Genomic DNA, 15,222 nt, shown 5'->3' with positions numbered 1-15,222 from the left:
TGAGGAATCTCATCATGATTCTACTGCGAGAATAATTCCTTTATTATGTCTATCGCCTGATCTGCAGGGGTCTCCACCTTCTCCTCGGCCTCGGCTTCGGGTGGTAACTGCTCCTCGAGAAAATATTCCGTCAGCGTACCGTCGGCCTCCCTTAAACCGGTTTCGGGGTTGATTTTGGCTGTCGTGATGCCAGCGGGGGGCGCATAAGCTGCAACCGGGGTACCTTTCAGTACCTTACCCATATAACTCATCCACATCGGCAATGCAGCGTGGCCTCCGGTTTCGTTGGTCCCCAACGATTTGGGATTGTCGAAGCCAATCCAGGCGATGGCGACCAGATCAGCCTGGTAGCCGCAGAACCATGCGTCGACGTAATTGCTGGTGGTGCCGGTTTTCCCAGCCAGATCGGCACGGCCTAACTGCTTCGCTCTGGTGGCAGTTCCTCGCTGCACTACATCCTGCATCATGCTGGTCATAAGAAACGCATTACGCGGGTCTATTATCTGCTTGGCGCTTTCGCCCGCCACTGCCGGCTGCGATTGCTCCAGTACATTGCCTCTCACATCCTCTATGCGTTGAATGAAGTAGGGCGATACGCGAAACCCGCCATTGGCGAACGCTGCATACCCCACCGCCATCTGTATCGGAGTCACCGATCCGGCCCCCAGCGCCATCGGCAAGTAGGCCGGGTGCTGCTTGGGGTCGAAACCGAAGCGAGCGACATAATCCTGCGCATATTGAACATCGATGGCCTGAAGAATGCGGATTGACACCAGATTCTTGGATTTGGCGAGAGCCTGGCGCATGCGTACCGGCCCCTCATAGCTTCCCTCGAAATTTCGAGGGTCCCACTGATCACTCCCCGTCTCCTCGGCGGTAAAGGAAAGCGGCGCATCGTTGATGACGGTTGCGGGCGTAAAACCCTTTTCCAGCGAGGCGGAATAAATGAACGGTTTGAAACTGGAGCCGGGCTGACGCCAGGCCTGCGTAACGTGGTTGAATTGACTGCGGTTGAAGTCAAATCCCCCTACCATTGCGCGAATTGCACCATCTCTGGGATTTATGGCAATTAGCGACGCCTCGACCTGAGGAAGCTGTACGATTTGCCATGCGCCTTTTTCACTTTTCCGTATACGGATTAACGAGCCAGGACGAATAAGCTGCTGGCCGGCGGCAGCTTTGCCGGAAAGGAATTTTTGGGCGAACTTGAGGCCATCGCCGCTAATCTCGAGAATTTCTCCGCCCTTGCGATACGCCTTGACCAGCTTCGGATCGACAGCCAGCGCCACCGCAGCAAGAATATCATCGCTATCGGACACCTCCTGTAGCGCATCTTCCAGTATCTCCTCCCGCTCCAAGGCATTTTCCGGCAGCTTGATCGCTGCCTCCGGGCCGCGATATCCGTGGCGTCTGTCATAGTCCACCACGCCCTGCCGCACTGCCTTATATGCTGCTTCCTGATCGAGCTGACGCACCGTGGTATAGACCTTAAAGCCTTTCGTGTAGGTATCTTCGTTATAGCGTTCATATACGATCTGGCGCGCCATTTCCGCAACGTATTCGGCGTGCACCGGGTATTCTTGCGATTCGCGCTTGACCTGCATCGGTTGTTTTTCCGCTGCCTTGAACTCCGGCTCGGTGATATAGCCCAGGTCATGCATGCGCCGGAGCACATACAGTTGCCGTGCTTTGGCGCGCTTGAGATTGACCACCGGATTAAAGCGCGAGGGCGCTTTCGGAAGGCCTGCAAGCATCGCGGCTTCCGCGAGGTTGATATCCTGCAGCGGCTTGCCAAAATAAACCTCTGAGGCGGCGGCAAAGCCATAAGCGCGCTGTCCGAGATAAATCTGGTTGAAGTAGAGCTCGAGAATTTCGTCCTTGCTCAAGCTGTGTTCAATCTTGAAAGCGAGCAAAGCCTCACTGAATTTTCGAGTCAGCGTCTTTTCCTTGGTGAGGAAGAAATTCCGCGCAACCTGCATCGTAATGGTGCTTGCGCCTTGCCGTACGCCACCGGAAGTGAAATTGGAATAGGCGGCGCGCAATATGCCGAGATAATCAACCCCCCCGTGATGATAGAACCGGTCATCCTCGGCGGCGACGATGGCCTGTTTGAGGCGTTCCGGCGCCGCGCTTATCTTGACTACCCTGCGGCGTTCTTCGCCAAACTCGCCAATCAGGACGCCTTCGGCGCTATAGACTCGCAAGGGAATTTTCGGGCGATAGTCGGTCAATGCTTCCAGCGAGGGCAGCGTTGGAATTGTAACCAGCGCCGCAAAACCGATCAGCAAGACACCGATGAGGCCTAGCCCAAAAATTGCGGCGAGCGCGTAAACCCACCAACGCCAGCGCGCTAGCATGTGAGAGGATTTTCGAAAAAGAGGGTCAAAATGAACATATCGCAATTATACGGAGAATATTGCGTTGAACGCCATGCGAGGGAATACGCTGCCGGGATTGCTGGCAGCACAGTTGAAGTGGTTTTCAGAAAGCGTGAAGGCCGGAGGTCTGCCTGTTTATGATGTAAAGAAAAATACTGCCGGGTTTTTAGTCACGGCGACCAGTACGATATAAAGAAAAACGAGTTGAGCCGCAATCCACGCAGAAATTCTTGCTTTACGCGTTTTTCCGAATTTCAACGCCATCATGCCGAGACCGATATAAACCAGCAGACCCATGACTTTGGCGCCGAGCCATGAATCATGTAGCGGATCCTGCTGAATCCTGATGGCCAGCGCAATGGCGCTTATCAGCAATACGGTATCCACCACGTGTGGCGTAACTTTTATCCAACGCCGTTGCAGGGCGGCGGATCCCTGCATCTTCCAGGCGCTGCGCAAAGAAAACAACAGATAGCTGATTATAACGCTCGTGACATGAATCATTTTCAGAGCAGCATAACTCATGCTTATTCTCCCAGCATCCAGCCGTGGCTGCCCGCCACTGCACCAGCAATGGTGACCAGACTCAAGCTCAATAATATCCAGTGCATGCGGTGAGCCAGCGCAAAACGCTTCGCCGGGTCATTCTCTGCCGTTTTTGCAGGCTGCTTGCGCAGCACCAATGGTTCCACGACAAACAGCATCAGGGTAAAGATCAGCCATACGAGCACCATTGCGTGCATCCACCAGAAGCGCAGTTCGGTGAAACGGCTCCATGCATCGAGGATATGCGCCATGTAGAAGCCGCTCAAGCCGACGATCAGCGTGGTTACGCGCGCCTGAGGAGCGAAACGGCTTTCGATACGGCCGAAAAATTCCGTTCGCTCGGCTGCTGATTTCAATTGTGCCATAGCGGGAAACAGTACAATGGTGACCATTGCTACGCCGCCGATCCATAACACGACCCCCAGCACATGGAGTACTCTGGCAAATGCGAATTCGTTCATAATCCCCTCTGGCGCTGTTGCTCGAAGCTGTTATGCAGCGATATTTCCAATGCATTGCCGGAACTCGTCGCAGCCCCGAATTCACCGCAGCCATCCTGGTCAAAGAAACTATTTCCATACTCATCATGGTCGCTCTCGGCAGGTCGATCCCCTTTTCTTCCGTGGATATCGCACCCCGGATGAAGCAATACCGCTCTTTGGCATGCAGCTCGCTCGGATACTTGCGTCTGAGTTTGGCAGGCTGATCACGAAAATGTTCCGGCAAGTCTCAGATAAAAGCGCGGCTGAATCCACAACGTTTCTGTACACCGGATCCAGCTTAGTCCAGCGCTTCGGTACCGAAAGCCTCACAGCCAGCCAAATCCGACTCACTGCACCGGGGAAGCTGCCTCGAGAGATCACGCAAAGCCGTGCGCAAGCCTTCTTCCAGAACAGGATGGTAAAACGGCAAGCGCAGCATATCATGCACGGTGAGCGACCGCTCCATCGCCAATGCCAGCAAATGTGCCATATGCTCCGCAGCGGGTGAACACATTTCGGCGCCGAGCAGACGGCCGCTCTCCGGTTCGGCGTAAAGGCGCAGGATGCCCTTGTTGCGCTGACCCGCCACGGCGCGGCCCTGGTGTTTGAACTGCACTTCCCCCGTCAGCATTTTATCGCCATCGAGGGAGTTGAAGCGCCTGCCTACTGTTGCGATACCGGGATCGCCAAAGACTATTGCAAGGGGGGTACGGCGTGGGAAACAGGCCGGCGTAGTGCGCGTGGCGTTGATTCCGGCAATGTGCCCATCATCGGCCGCCTCATGCAGTAACGGCGTATGGTCATTGATATCACCAGCCATGAATACAGGGAGATCAGCTACTTGCATGGTAAGAGGATGGACCGGCGGAAGGCCCCGCGCATCCAGTTCGATACCCAACGTTTCGAGCCCGAGGCTATCGATATTCGGCTGACGGCCGAGGCTGACGAGAACACTGTCAACCACAGCTCCTTTAGCTTCGGTACGTACTTGCATCCTGCCATCGACTACATCCAGATCAGCCTTTTCTCCCAGATACAAGGGGAATTCATGCTTCAGAAGATCTGTTGCGACGGTGTTCACGTGCGGATCACTTAATCCCGCAATTGTGGAGCGCTCACCAAACCCCACCACATTCACTCCGAGCCGGGACAGCGCCTGGGCCATCTCGATCCCGATGGGGCCCAAGCCTATCACGGCCATGCGGGAAGGCAAGGTTTCCTGCTCGAATAACGTATCCGAGGTGAGCAATTTGTCGCCAAAGGCACGCCAAGGCGCAGGCACAATCGGGCGTGATCCGGTAGCGATGATGATGTGGCGGGCTCGGAGTTCCTTGCCGTTTACTTCCAGTCTCCCCACCCCCAGCAGGCGAGCGCGGCCGGAAATCGCGCGTTCACCCAGCGCATCGGTAGTTTTCAGTGTGCTGGCAACAAATCGATCCCGTAGTCGGCGTACACGCCGCAGCACAGCGGCAATATCGAGTGTTAGCGAGCCCGCGCCCCGGATACCGAATTCTTCAAACGTGTTGCGACGATGAAAAGCATTCGCTGCTTCGATCAAAGTCTTGGATGGCATGCAGCCGACCCGGGCACAGACTGTCCCCCATGGCCCGTCGTTGATGAGGATGAAATTTTCTGTCCTTTTTTTTACTTCCCGCAACGCAGCCAGCCCTGCCGTGCCGGCCCCGATAATAATGACATCAAATATTCCGTTCATGACATTTCTCCAAAGATGCGTTAGTACCGAATGCCTGGATGAGCAACCAACTAGAGCCTGTCGCTGCAAACATCGGATCTATCAGCTAAGCAGCGGAGGCATCAATTCGCAAATTTTTCACAGTGCGGCAAAAGCTTGCGGTGTTGTCTTTAATACCGCCAGAAACCTGCGCCTGTCATGGCTACGAGAAGGAGTAGGGAACGGGAGAATATCCCGCTGCAATCCGCGGGCGTTCGCAGAATTACCGCCTGTCGCGCAGAGGTAAGGCGGCCGCGTAAGATGCAGCGTTATGCGTTGGTGCCGACAATGCTTCTGGCTCAGCCTGATCAGAGCCGTTATTCATCGTTTCAGGCTTGGGCCGCGCGGCGAGCCATTCTCGCGAAATCTTTTGTGCTTGCGCAAGTTGTTTGGTGCTGAGCGAGCGCATGACTTCATCCCGCGCCGTCACAGCCTCCTGGACGCCAGCCGCGGCTGCCAGATTCAGCCATACGTAACTCTGCACCTGATCAACAGCCAGACCATATCCCGTGCGATAGATGAGGCCCAGCTCATACTGTGCAAGCCCATAGCCTTGCTCCGCCGCCAACTTAAGCCACTTTGCAGCCTCCGCGAAATCCTGAAGAGCGCCATTTCCTGTCAGGTACAAGAGCCCTAGTTTGTACTGCGCATCGCTATCCCCATTTTCCGCATTCTCCTGATAAAGTCGCACCGCAAAGTGGTGATCATCAGTGGCTCTCTGGAGTGAAGAAGGGGCTGGCTTTGTCCCGGGACTTGATTGCGCGTTGCTGGAAGATTTGACGCCAGTTGCCGCAGTGTTTAAGCGCTCTCCCTGGTCGCCTGCCAGTTTGCCAGCATTGGAGGAAGCGGCGGGTTTCTCCGGCTCGATTTCTGATACTGGCCCGACATACTGCTCAGCCATGTTCTGTTCTATGATTAGCCACACCATTACGACCAATAGCGCACTGACGGTCAGGGCGCCGCCCAGCGCAAGATAGGCATTCGGATTTCGTACCCAGAAGCGTTCTCTGCATTCACGGCAGCGTATTGGCCGGAGAAACAGCATGGAGAGGCTGCGCTCGCCCCGCCGCACGCGAGAGGTGTGCGTTTTCTCACTCCCGCACTTGATGCATTTCGCGTACATAGTGTCCGGTATCGTTGCTGTTCTGCTTTAAAAGCATTTTTTTGTAATTTTCCACACAGTCTAAGTATTGGCCGGGTGAGCGTCAACCCGGTCGGGGCGCCGGGAGAATTTAACTCGCAATTCGGGCCACGGGATTTTTTCCTATTCCGCTGGCTTGAAGCCGGGTCCGCAAAGATGCGACCCAAGTCAATTTAGTCCAGATACAGCGGTCCTCAGAATCGAGTGATGATACTGGCGGAGGAATATCGTTCTAGATTCCTGCGCCGCCATCAAATACCTCATTGCGCGTTTGCGCTTGAGAGATAATGCTGCGGGGAGGAACGCTGCGCGTAAGCCATACATTGCCGCCGATAGTCGAACCACGGCCGATGGTAATGCGCCCAAGAATGGTGGCGCCAGCGTAGATGACAACATCATCCTCGACAATGGGATGCCGTATATTGCCTTTTACCAGGGCCCCATGCTCATCCACAGGAAAGCGCTTGGCGCCGAGAGTCACAGCCTGATACAGGCGCACGTGCTCGCCAATGATAGCGGTTTCGCCGATGACTACGCCAGTACCGTGATCAATAAAAAAACTGCCGCCAATGCTTGCTCCCGGATGAATCTCGATACCGGTGGCGGAATGGGCAATTTCGGATATCATCCGCGCAATCAGTGGCGCGCCCAGACAGTGCAATTCGTGGGCGAGCCGATAATGCGTAATGGCGGTGATTCCGGGATAACAGACGAGGACTTCGTCGATGCTTCGGGCAGCCGGGTCCCCCTCGTAAGCGGCCTGAATGTCGCTTTCCAGTAGAGTGCGTATACGCGGCAATCGTTGCGCAAATGCCTGGGTAATGGCAGCCGCCTGTTCCCGATCCGCATTGCCTGGGGTTTCCGTGCCGGATGTAAAGCGCAGTTCACGGCGCACTTGCACCAATAATTCGCGAAGCGTTACGTCCAGCGTATGTCCCACGTAATAATCGACGCTTTCATTGGTGAGCTCGGGTAAACCCAGACGGTTGGGGAACAATACGGCGCTCAATCCGTCCGCGATCGCGACCAATACCTTGCGCGAAGGGAGCTTGGGCGGTCTATCGCGTCTTTGCCGGTTTTCCAGCGATTTCACACGCAACGCGCGCAACTCGGCAACAACCGCATCGATTTCCAGCCCTTTTCCTTTCAATGACGAGTGTCCCATTTTTTTTAATTTTGTCATCATTGCACCAATTCCCGAGTGTCAAACACGTCCTCGAAGAGGACGGAGCTCAAGTAGCGCTCCCCCGAATCCGGTAGAATGACGACGATCGTTTTGCCGGCGTTTTCAGGACGCTTGGCGTAACGCACTGCCACTGCCACAGCGGCTCCGCATGAGATCCCCGAGATAATACCTTCTTCCCGTGCGAGGCGCCGCGCATACCGTATCGCGTCGTCATTACTGACCTGTTCGATATCATCCACCAGCGACAGGTCCAGATTTTCCGGAACGAACCCCGCCCCGATACCCGGAATTTTGTGCGGGCCGGGTCTCAGCGGTTCGCCCGCGCGTTGCTGGGCGAGTACGGGGCTCGCGGACGGTTCAACCGCGACAGAAATGATCGCTTTGCCTTTCGCCGTTTTAATGTAGCGCGAAACGCCTGTTATGGTACCGCCAGTGCCTACACCGGAAACAAAAATATCGATCGCGCCATCAGTATCGTTCCAGATTTCCGGACCGGTGGTGCATTGGTGGATGGCCGGGTTGGCCGGGTTGGAAAATTGCTGAAGCAACACGTACCGGTCAGGATCGGAAGCGACAATTTCTTCAGCCTTTGCCACCGCGCCTTTCATCCCGCGCGTACCTTCTGTCAGGGTCAATTTTGCGCCATAAGCCACAAGCAGTTTGCGCCGTTCCAGCCCCATGGTTTCCGGCATGGTCAAGGTCAATGGTATGCCGCGAGCAGCCGCAACAGACGCTAGGGCAATGCCAGTGTTGCCGCTGGTAGGTTCCACCAGTTCTTTTCCAGGCTGGAGCAATCCGCGATATTCCGCATCCTCGATCATTGCCGTGCCAATTCGGCATTTTACAGAATAGGCCGGGTTACGCCCCTCGATCTTCGCAAGCACCGTTGCTGGCGCGCCGTCGGTGATGCGGTTGAGCCGGACCAGCGGAGTATGTCCGACGGACTGCGAAATATCCTTGAACCAATGCGACATTCTGATGCTTCCTTCTGTATGAATTATCGTGCCCGATTGCCGAGTATAAGAAGTATACGGAATCAACCTCCAGACATATCCGTATTTCAAGAAAAGGGTTCTTTGCAGGTCCGAGATCACGGAGAGCTATGGCAACAACGCTATTGTTGAGTGTTGTTGAACCCTCGGTTCAGGCGCAAAACGGTGAGCGCCTGATTTGCCTGATTTTATCGCAACCCGGGTGGTGGTGGCGTTTAGTATGTAGCGGAGTATGTATCGGTATCGGGAAAGCTTGTTGTCAGGCTCCAGGCAAGTGGAAACAAGGGAATGAACGATATGCGCCACATCTCCGCGCGTTGCGTGCGCATGCAAGGAAGCCGCGTGGCGGACCTTGCTGAGCCTGCAGGTCTCTTTTAGCCTTCTTAGCCAGTTTGAAGAAGCTAACCGGCGGGAAATCGCTCAGACTGGATTATAATGAGGCACCCGTCACGTATCGGCATATGGTGAAGTTTATCCGCAAGGCAGAGTGTGAATTTTATTGATCTCCCGGCAGCCAAGGCTGCTCATGGCACCGTGCGTTTGCCTGGCTCGAAGAGTATTTCCAATCGAATTCTGTTGCTTGCCGCGTTGTCCGACGGCGCCACAGACATACGCGACCTGCTCGTTTCAGATGACACGGAACGAATGCTGGAAGCACTCAAGACTCTGGGTGTGCCCGTCGTTCGGATCGGTGAAAATCATTATCGTGTGCAGGGTGTGGGCGGACAGCTTCCCCTGCGTTTCCCGATCGGCGAAGCCGATTTATTTCTAGGCAACGCGGGCACCGCTTTCCGTCCACTGACCGCCGCGCTGGCGCTTTCTCACGGGTATTACCGATTGTCCGGTGTGCCACGTATGCACGAGCGTCCAATCGGCGATCTGGTGGATGCGCTACGGCAGATGGGCGCCGATATTACCTATCTCGGCAAGGAAGGATTTCCGCCGCTGCAAATCAAGCCTCCTGGCAGTGGGGCAAAAGAAAAAGAGATAACTGTGAAAGGGGATGTGTCGAGCCAGTTCCTGACCGGCTTGCTGATGGCGTTGCCTTTATTTGAGCCGGGCTCTTCTGGTGAAGCGGCGGCGATAACGGTGATGGGGGAATTGATTTCACGGCCTTATATTGAGCTGACGCTTGCATTGATGGCCCGTTTCGGCGTGCAAGTGGATCGCGAGGAATGGCGGCGCTTCATTATGCGTCCGGATCAGCGTTATCGCAGCCCCGGCGAGATATTCGTGGAGGGCGATGCATCTTCCGCTTCTTATTTCCTTGCCGCCGGTGCTATCGGCACCGGTCCGGTACGAGTGGAAGGCATAGGGCATGACAGCCTTCAGGGAGATATCCGTTTTGCTGAAGCGCTGGGGAAAATGGGTGCGAAGATCAGGATGGGCGATAACTGGATCGAGGCAAGCGCGCCCGAACGCGGTGATCTGCGGGCAATTGATATGGACTGCAACCATATTCCGGATGCCGCAATGACACTTGCGGTGGCCGCTTTGTTCGCCAACGGCGCCACTACGCTCAGGAATATCGCAAGCTGGCGGGTGAAGGAAACCGACCGCATTGCGGCAATGGCAAATGAGTTGCGCAAGCTGGGCGCCAGTGTGGAGGAGGGCGCAGATTTTCTGCGCATTATATCGCCAGCGAGGGGCCTTACTGCGCACGCGGTGATTGATACGTATGACGATCACAGGATGGCCATGTGCTTCTCTCTGGCGTCATTTGGCGCGCCTGTGCGGATCAATGATCCCGGTTGTGTAAGGAAGACTTTTCCCGATTATTTCCAAAAGTTCGCGTCAATAATCCATACCGAGCAGGGCGAATCCCCAGTTGAAATTTATTGAGGTATTTTTTCATGAATACTGATCACATTCCGGTGATTACGATCGATGGCCCCTCCGCTTCCGGCAAAGGTACTGTTGCGCAAAAGGTGGCGGCAAAGCTGGGATTTCATTATCTTGATAGCGGCGCGCTCTATCGACTGGTGGCACTGGCGGCAATGCGGTCAGAAGTCGATCTGAGCGATGAAAAGACACTAAGCGAAGTCGCTGCACGGCTCAATGTCATCTTTAAAGATACAGAAATTCGAATGGACGATGAAAATGTGGCCGACGCGATTCGCTCGGAAGCATGCGGTAACTCGGCTTCCAGAATAGCTGCTTATCCGCTGGTCAGAACGGCGTTATTAGCCCGGCAGCGTGCATTTCGCCAGCTTCCGGGCCTCGTGGCCGACGGACGCGACATGGGGTCAGTCGTTTTTCCTGAAGCCGCTCTCAAAATATTTCTCACCGCAAGCGCCGAAACACGCGCGGAAAGACGGCATAAGCAGTTGATGGAAAAAGGGATAGATGCTAATATTGCCACCCTTTTGCAGGATATACAGGAACGCGATGCCCGTGACAGCAATCGTAGCGTGGCACCGTTGCAAGTAGGCGCAGACACGAATTTTTTGGACACGACTTCGCTCGACATCACCCAAGCGGTAAATTGCGTACTGCAGCAGTATGCTGAGATTTGTGCAAAAGGGCGCGCCTGAAACTCGAAGATGCGGCCTGTTGATCTGCCGATGGCTGGCTTGGGTTGGGCCTGGTTGGGCCCTGATTGGTCCTAGCGGGCCCCTAATCGCCCTGATCGCCCAAGGTAGTCGCAAGTGATAACGCACGAGCGAAAAATGCGGTGGTCCGGTTGTCATGATACGATATCGGCATTTCTGCCCGAAGCGTAATTAAAGGCAAAGCGGTTTACTTGTGGCAAAATAGCTTTTTTGAAATCAGGAAACGTAGTAGAAATAGATAGTTCAGAACAGTTAATACAATAGCACGCGCGTGCTGCCTCACCGTCCTCTTGCCCCAAGTGGAAAGAAGGCGGTTTTATCAGGCAGTTATGACTAACCTTTAACCCCGTCGAAATTCATTTTGATGGGATCCCAAACCAGGTGTTTTTATAATGGCCACTGCTTCCCCCGCTGTAGATTCTTCCGAAAGTTTTGCAGCGTTATTTGAAGAAAGTCTTTCCCGCCAGGAAATGCGTGTCGGTGAAGTCATCACCGCTCAGGTTGTCCGTGTTGATTACAACATCGTGGTTGTAAACGCCGGATTGAAATCTGAAAGTTTCATTCCTGTCGAAGAATTCAAGAATGACAAAGGCGAAATCGAAGTCAAGCCCGGCGATTTCGTCAGCGTCGCCATCGAAGCCCTTGAAGATGGCTACGGCGAGACCCGCTTGTCGCGCGACAAGGCTAAGCGCCTCACGGCCTGGCATGATCTGGAGGCTGCCATGGAGAGCGGTGCCATCGTGGCCGGCGTGGTAAGCGGCAAGGTCAAGGGCGGCCTCACTGCCATGATTAATGGCATTCGGGCTTTTCTGCCTGGTTCACTGGTGGATATCCGTCCCGTCAAGGATACAACTCCATACGAAAACAAGGAGATGGAATTCAAGGTCATCAAACTTGATCGCAAGCGTAACAATGTGGTTGTGTCCCGTCGCGCAGTTCTGGAAGAAAGCCAGGGGGCCGACCGGCAGACTTTGCTTGCGAATCTTACGGAAGGCGCCGTGGTCAAGGGAATCGTCAAAAATATCACGGACTATGGTGCATTCGTGGATTTGGGCGGTATAGACGGCCTGTTGCATATTACCGATCTGGCGTGGCGCCGGGTAAAGCATCCTTCCGAGGTTATCAGCGTTGGCGATGAAGTAACCGCCAAGGTACTCAAGTTCGATCAGGAGAAGAATCGCGTATCGCTGGGTATGAAGCAACTGAGCGAAGACCCTTGGGTAGGACTTTCCCGACGTTATCCGCCTCATACCCGCCTGTTCGGCAAGGTCAGCAATCTGACGGATTACGGCGCATTTGTCGAGATAGAACAAGGTATTGAAGGGCTGGTGCATGTATCTGAAATGGACTGGACCAACAAGAACGTGTATCCCTCCAAGATCGTGCAGTTGGGCGATGAAGTGGAAGTAATGATTCTGGAAATCGATGAGGACCGGCGCCGCATTTCGCTCGGGATGAAGCAATGCAAGGTTAATCCGTGGGAAGACTTCGCGATGAATCATCAAAAAGGTGACAAGGTGCGCGGACAAATCAAATCCATCACCGATTTTGGCGTTTTCATCGGCTTGCAAGGAGGCATAGACGGACTGGTGCATCTGTCCGATCTTTCCTGGAATCAGCCGGGTGAAGAAGCGGTTCGCAACTACAAGAAAGGCGATGAAGTCGAGGCCGTCGTACTATCCATCGATGTCGAGCGTGAACGTATTTCGCTGGGCATCAAGCAATTGGAAGGCGATCCATTCAACAGCTTTGTATCGGTAAACGACAAGAACAGCATCGTCACAGGCACTGTCAAGTCGATTGATGCCAAGGGTGCGGTAATTGCACTGGAGAATGAGGTAGAAGGTTATCTGCGCGCGTCCGAAGTATCGCGTGACAGGGTAGAGGATATTCGTTCGCACTTGAAGGAAGGCGATACGGTACAGGCAATGATCATTAACGTTGATCGCAAGAACCGGAGCATCAATCTTTCGATCAAGGCCAAGGATACGGCGGAGGAATCCGATACCCTTCAGAAGGTTGCGGCGGATAGTGCTGCCAGCGCGGGAACCACCAGCCTGGGTGCGCTGCTTAAAGCCAAGATGGATGTCAAGAATACTGAACAATAATAAGGGCGACATGACGAAGTCTGAACTGATCTCAAGGCTTGCAGCGCGTTATCCGCAATTAGGAGCAAAGGATGCTGAACTTGCGGTCAAGGTTATACTTGATGCAATGGCCAAGAGCTTGTCACAGGGACAGCGCATTGAGATTCGCGGATTCGGCAGCTTCGATCTGAACTACCGGCCGCCGCGTACCGGGCGCAATCCGAAATCGGGAGAGAAGGTTCAGGTTCCGGAAAAGTATGTTCCTCATTTCAAGGCAGGGAAAGAAATGCGCGAACGAGTGGATCAGAAAAGCTGAAAAACTCATATAGATGTATAGGTACAAGGCGGCAGGTCGCAGGATCATGCCGCTTTTTTTTCAATTAAACGGGGCAACTCGACCCGATAGGAAAGGCGATCGGGATACTCCTGTTGAGGTCATGGCCTGACGTACGTTTGGCCTCCTCTGAAAAGGAATCATGCGTTATCTGATATGGTTCTTGCGCATCGTGCTGTTTCTGTTGCTGCTCGGTTTTACCGTGAGGAACGTCGAAACGGTGACGCTGCATTATTATTTCGGCTACCAATGGGATGCGCCGCTGGTATTGATAATTTTGTTGTTCTTCGCTGTTGGCGTGGTGGTTGGTGTCGCGTCCTGCCTCGGCAAGATATTCAGGCAAAGGCGCGAAATTGCTGCATACAGAAAAAGATATCCCGTACAGGATGAGCATGGATAAACACGGCGGTTATTCAAATACCTGTTTAGCCTTGCTGAAACGACACTATGAGTGATCCCCGGATTATCGTTGCTCTGGATTTTCCCATTGCGAAACAAGCGTTAGAGCTTACGGCGAAACTTGACCCAAGGTGGTGCAGGGTAAAAGTGGGCAAGGAGCTTTTTACCGCTGCCGGCCCACAGTTGGTAGAAAAATTGATGGGGAAAGGTTTCGACGTTTTCCTCGATTTGAAATTTCACGATATTCCCAATACTGTAGCGAATGCGTGCAAGGCAGCAGCCGGCCTGGGTGTATGGATGATGAATATTCACGCCCTCGGGGGAAGAAGAATGCTATCGGCGGCACGAGAGGCAGTGCCGATTGGCCTGAGCAAGCTGATTGCCGTCACTCTGCTTACCAGCATGGAGCGCAGCGACCTGAACGAGATCGGCCTCAATGGCGATCCGCAGGACGTAGTACAGCGTCTGGCCTTGCTTGCGCGCGATTGTGGAATGGATGGAGTAGTATGTTCCGCGCTCGAGGCGCCGAGCCTCAGGAAAATGATGGGCAGGGATTTTTGCCTGGTCACGCCTGGAATACGCCCGGTTGATGCTTCCCTTAACGAGCAGAAACGGGTATCAACCCCGCGCCAGGCAATCGAAAATGGTGCGGATTACCTTGTCATTGGCCGACCCGTCACGCAGGCGCGCGACCCGGTATCGATGTTGTGGCGATTGAATGAGGAAATCGAAGGAACGCGAAGGAACGAAGAATGAGCGGGAACCAGGAATAAAATCCCCTCAACTTTCTCAGGAATAAGGCCTGACGTCCCGTTTTTTCTTGTTTCGATCCCGGTTATTGTCAGTATCGCCCCAAAATTTATTTTTATTCATTTTTGTGTGCTTGAATATTTTTGTCGTGGTTGTCTCAACCCAGTTATCAAATTCAGCAGGATTAAGATCAGACATATTTCGATATAATTTTTTCATGTTACCGGCTCCGTAGAAAATCCGGAGATAATCTTCTAACAGTTTTAGTTGTAACCTCTGTTCGCTTTCCCACATAACGTCCGACTCGAAAATGGCCGTCAAACTCTTGTATCCGCTGCTGCGAAAGGCAGCAGGCCGAGGGAGACCTTTATCACCGCGGCTTTGCTCGACAGCAAGGAGCGCAATGACCTGGCGTAGATCGGCCTGAGCGAGAATCTCAGAGGACTTGGTAAGTGCCATTGCTGGCGCGCGAGACGGCGTAATGGATGGGTGCCGGCGAATTGCACCGCGGCAACAGTCGGCTTATTGAGTTTTCGTCAAATTTTTGTCGGAAAATCGGCGCTTCACGCTTTTGCCTCCCTTCACTCTTGTCTCCCTTGCTTTTGGCCATTCCAGCCCCAAAAGCCGATGTAGCGCCTGCTGA

Annotated in this window: 14 protein-coding genes; 6 read left to right on the top strand and 8 right to left on the bottom strand. The window is 54.0% G+C overall.

Annotated features, from left to right (window positions below; all coding sequences use genetic code 11):
* Nucleotides 1-20: 20 nt before the first annotated feature.
* From BMX66_RS05490 to cysK, 7 genes are all read right to left on the bottom strand, one after another.
* Nucleotides 21-2,357, bottom strand: a complete 2,337-nt coding sequence (locus BMX66_RS05490) for a penicillin-binding protein 1A (protein ID WP_090879104.1) — start codon at nt 2,355-2,357, stop codon at nt 21-23.
* A gap of 156 nt (nt 2,358-2,513) precedes the next feature.
* The gene (locus BMX66_RS05485; protein WP_090879102.1) at nt 2,514-2,903 is read right to left on the bottom strand and encodes a SirB2 family protein; all 390 of its coding nucleotides are present in this window, start codon (nt 2,901-2,903) and stop codon (nt 2,514-2,516) included.
* Nucleotides 2,904-2,905: 2 nt separating this feature from the next.
* Nucleotides 2,906-3,385 carry a hypothetical protein gene (locus tag BMX66_RS05480; RefSeq protein ID WP_090879100.1) on the bottom strand — a complete coding sequence of 160 codons (480 nt, stop codon included), beginning with the start codon at nt 3,383-3,385 and terminating at the stop codon, nt 2,906-2,908.
* Nucleotides 3,386-3,704: 319 nt separating this feature from the next.
* The gene (locus tag BMX66_RS05470) at nt 3,705-5,120 is read right to left on the bottom strand and encodes a dihydrolipoyl dehydrogenase (protein ID WP_090879096.1); all 1,416 of its coding nucleotides are present in this window, start codon (nt 5,118-5,120) and stop codon (nt 3,705-3,707) included.
* Nucleotides 5,121-5,361: 241 nt separating this feature from the next.
* A complete protein-coding gene (locus BMX66_RS05465) occupies nt 5,362-6,261 on the bottom strand; it encodes a tetratricopeptide repeat protein (RefSeq protein WP_090879094.1) in 900 nt (299 codons plus the stop codon).
* Nucleotides 6,262-6,511: 250 nt separating this feature from the next.
* Nucleotides 6,512-7,462 carry a serine O-acetyltransferase EpsC gene (gene epsC / locus BMX66_RS05460; protein ID WP_090879915.1) on the bottom strand — a complete coding sequence of 317 codons (951 nt, stop codon included), beginning with the start codon at nt 7,460-7,462 and terminating at the stop codon, nt 6,512-6,514.
* Entirely contained in the window at nt 7,462-8,439 is a 978-nt protein-coding gene (gene cysK, locus BMX66_RS05455; RefSeq protein WP_090879092.1) for a cysteine synthase A, read from the bottom strand. Before cysK ends, epsC begins: the two co-directional genes overlap by 1 nt.
* Before the next feature lie 507 nt (nt 8,440-8,946).
* Here cysK and aroA point away from each other — a divergent pair.
* From aroA to pyrF, 6 genes are all read left to right on the top strand, one after another.
* Complete coding sequence (gene aroA / locus BMX66_RS05450) at nt 8,947-10,299, top strand: 3-phosphoshikimate 1-carboxyvinyltransferase (RefSeq protein ID WP_199679273.1); 1,353 nt, start codon at nt 8,947-8,949, stop codon at nt 10,297-10,299.
* Between the two features lie 11 nt (nt 10,300-10,310).
* Nucleotides 10,311-10,991: a (d)CMP kinase gene (gene cmk / locus BMX66_RS15795; protein WP_199679272.1), complete on the top strand. Its 681-nt coding sequence runs from the start codon at nt 10,311-10,313 to the stop codon at nt 10,989-10,991.
* 410 nt (nt 10,992-11,401) lie between these two features.
* Nucleotides 11,402-13,117, top strand: a complete 1,716-nt coding sequence (rpsA, locus tag BMX66_RS05445) for a 30S ribosomal protein S1 (protein ID WP_090879090.1) — start codon at nt 11,402-11,404, stop codon at nt 13,115-13,117.
* 10 nt (nt 13,118-13,127) lie between these two features.
* Complete coding sequence (locus BMX66_RS05440) at nt 13,128-13,412, top strand: integration host factor subunit beta (protein ID WP_090879086.1); 285 nt, start codon at nt 13,128-13,130, stop codon at nt 13,410-13,412.
* 160 nt (nt 13,413-13,572) lie between these two features.
* On the top strand, nt 13,573-13,830 hold the full coding sequence (locus tag BMX66_RS05435; protein ID WP_090879084.1) for a LapA family protein: 258 nt from the start codon (nt 13,573-13,575) through the stop codon (nt 13,828-13,830).
* Nucleotides 13,831-13,877: 47 nt separating this feature from the next.
* The gene (pyrF, locus tag BMX66_RS05430) at nt 13,878-14,585 is read left to right on the top strand and encodes an orotidine-5'-phosphate decarboxylase (RefSeq protein ID WP_090879082.1); all 708 of its coding nucleotides are present in this window, start codon (nt 13,878-13,880) and stop codon (nt 14,583-14,585) included.
* Nucleotides 14,586-14,618: 33 nt separating this feature from the next.
* On the opposite strand, the gene BMX66_RS05425 is transcribed toward pyrF, so the two are convergent.
* Complete coding sequence (locus tag BMX66_RS05425; RefSeq protein ID WP_090879079.1) at nt 14,619-15,038, bottom strand: hypothetical protein; 420 nt, start codon at nt 15,036-15,038, stop codon at nt 14,619-14,621.
* Nucleotides 15,039-15,222 lie beyond the last annotated feature (184 nt).

This window comes from Nitrosovibrio sp. Nv6 (genome assembly GCF_900110495.1).
Taxonomy (GTDB): domain Bacteria; phylum Pseudomonadota; class Gammaproteobacteria; order Burkholderiales; family Nitrosomonadaceae; genus Nitrosospira.
This window is presented reverse-complemented; position numbering and strand designations above follow the sequence as displayed.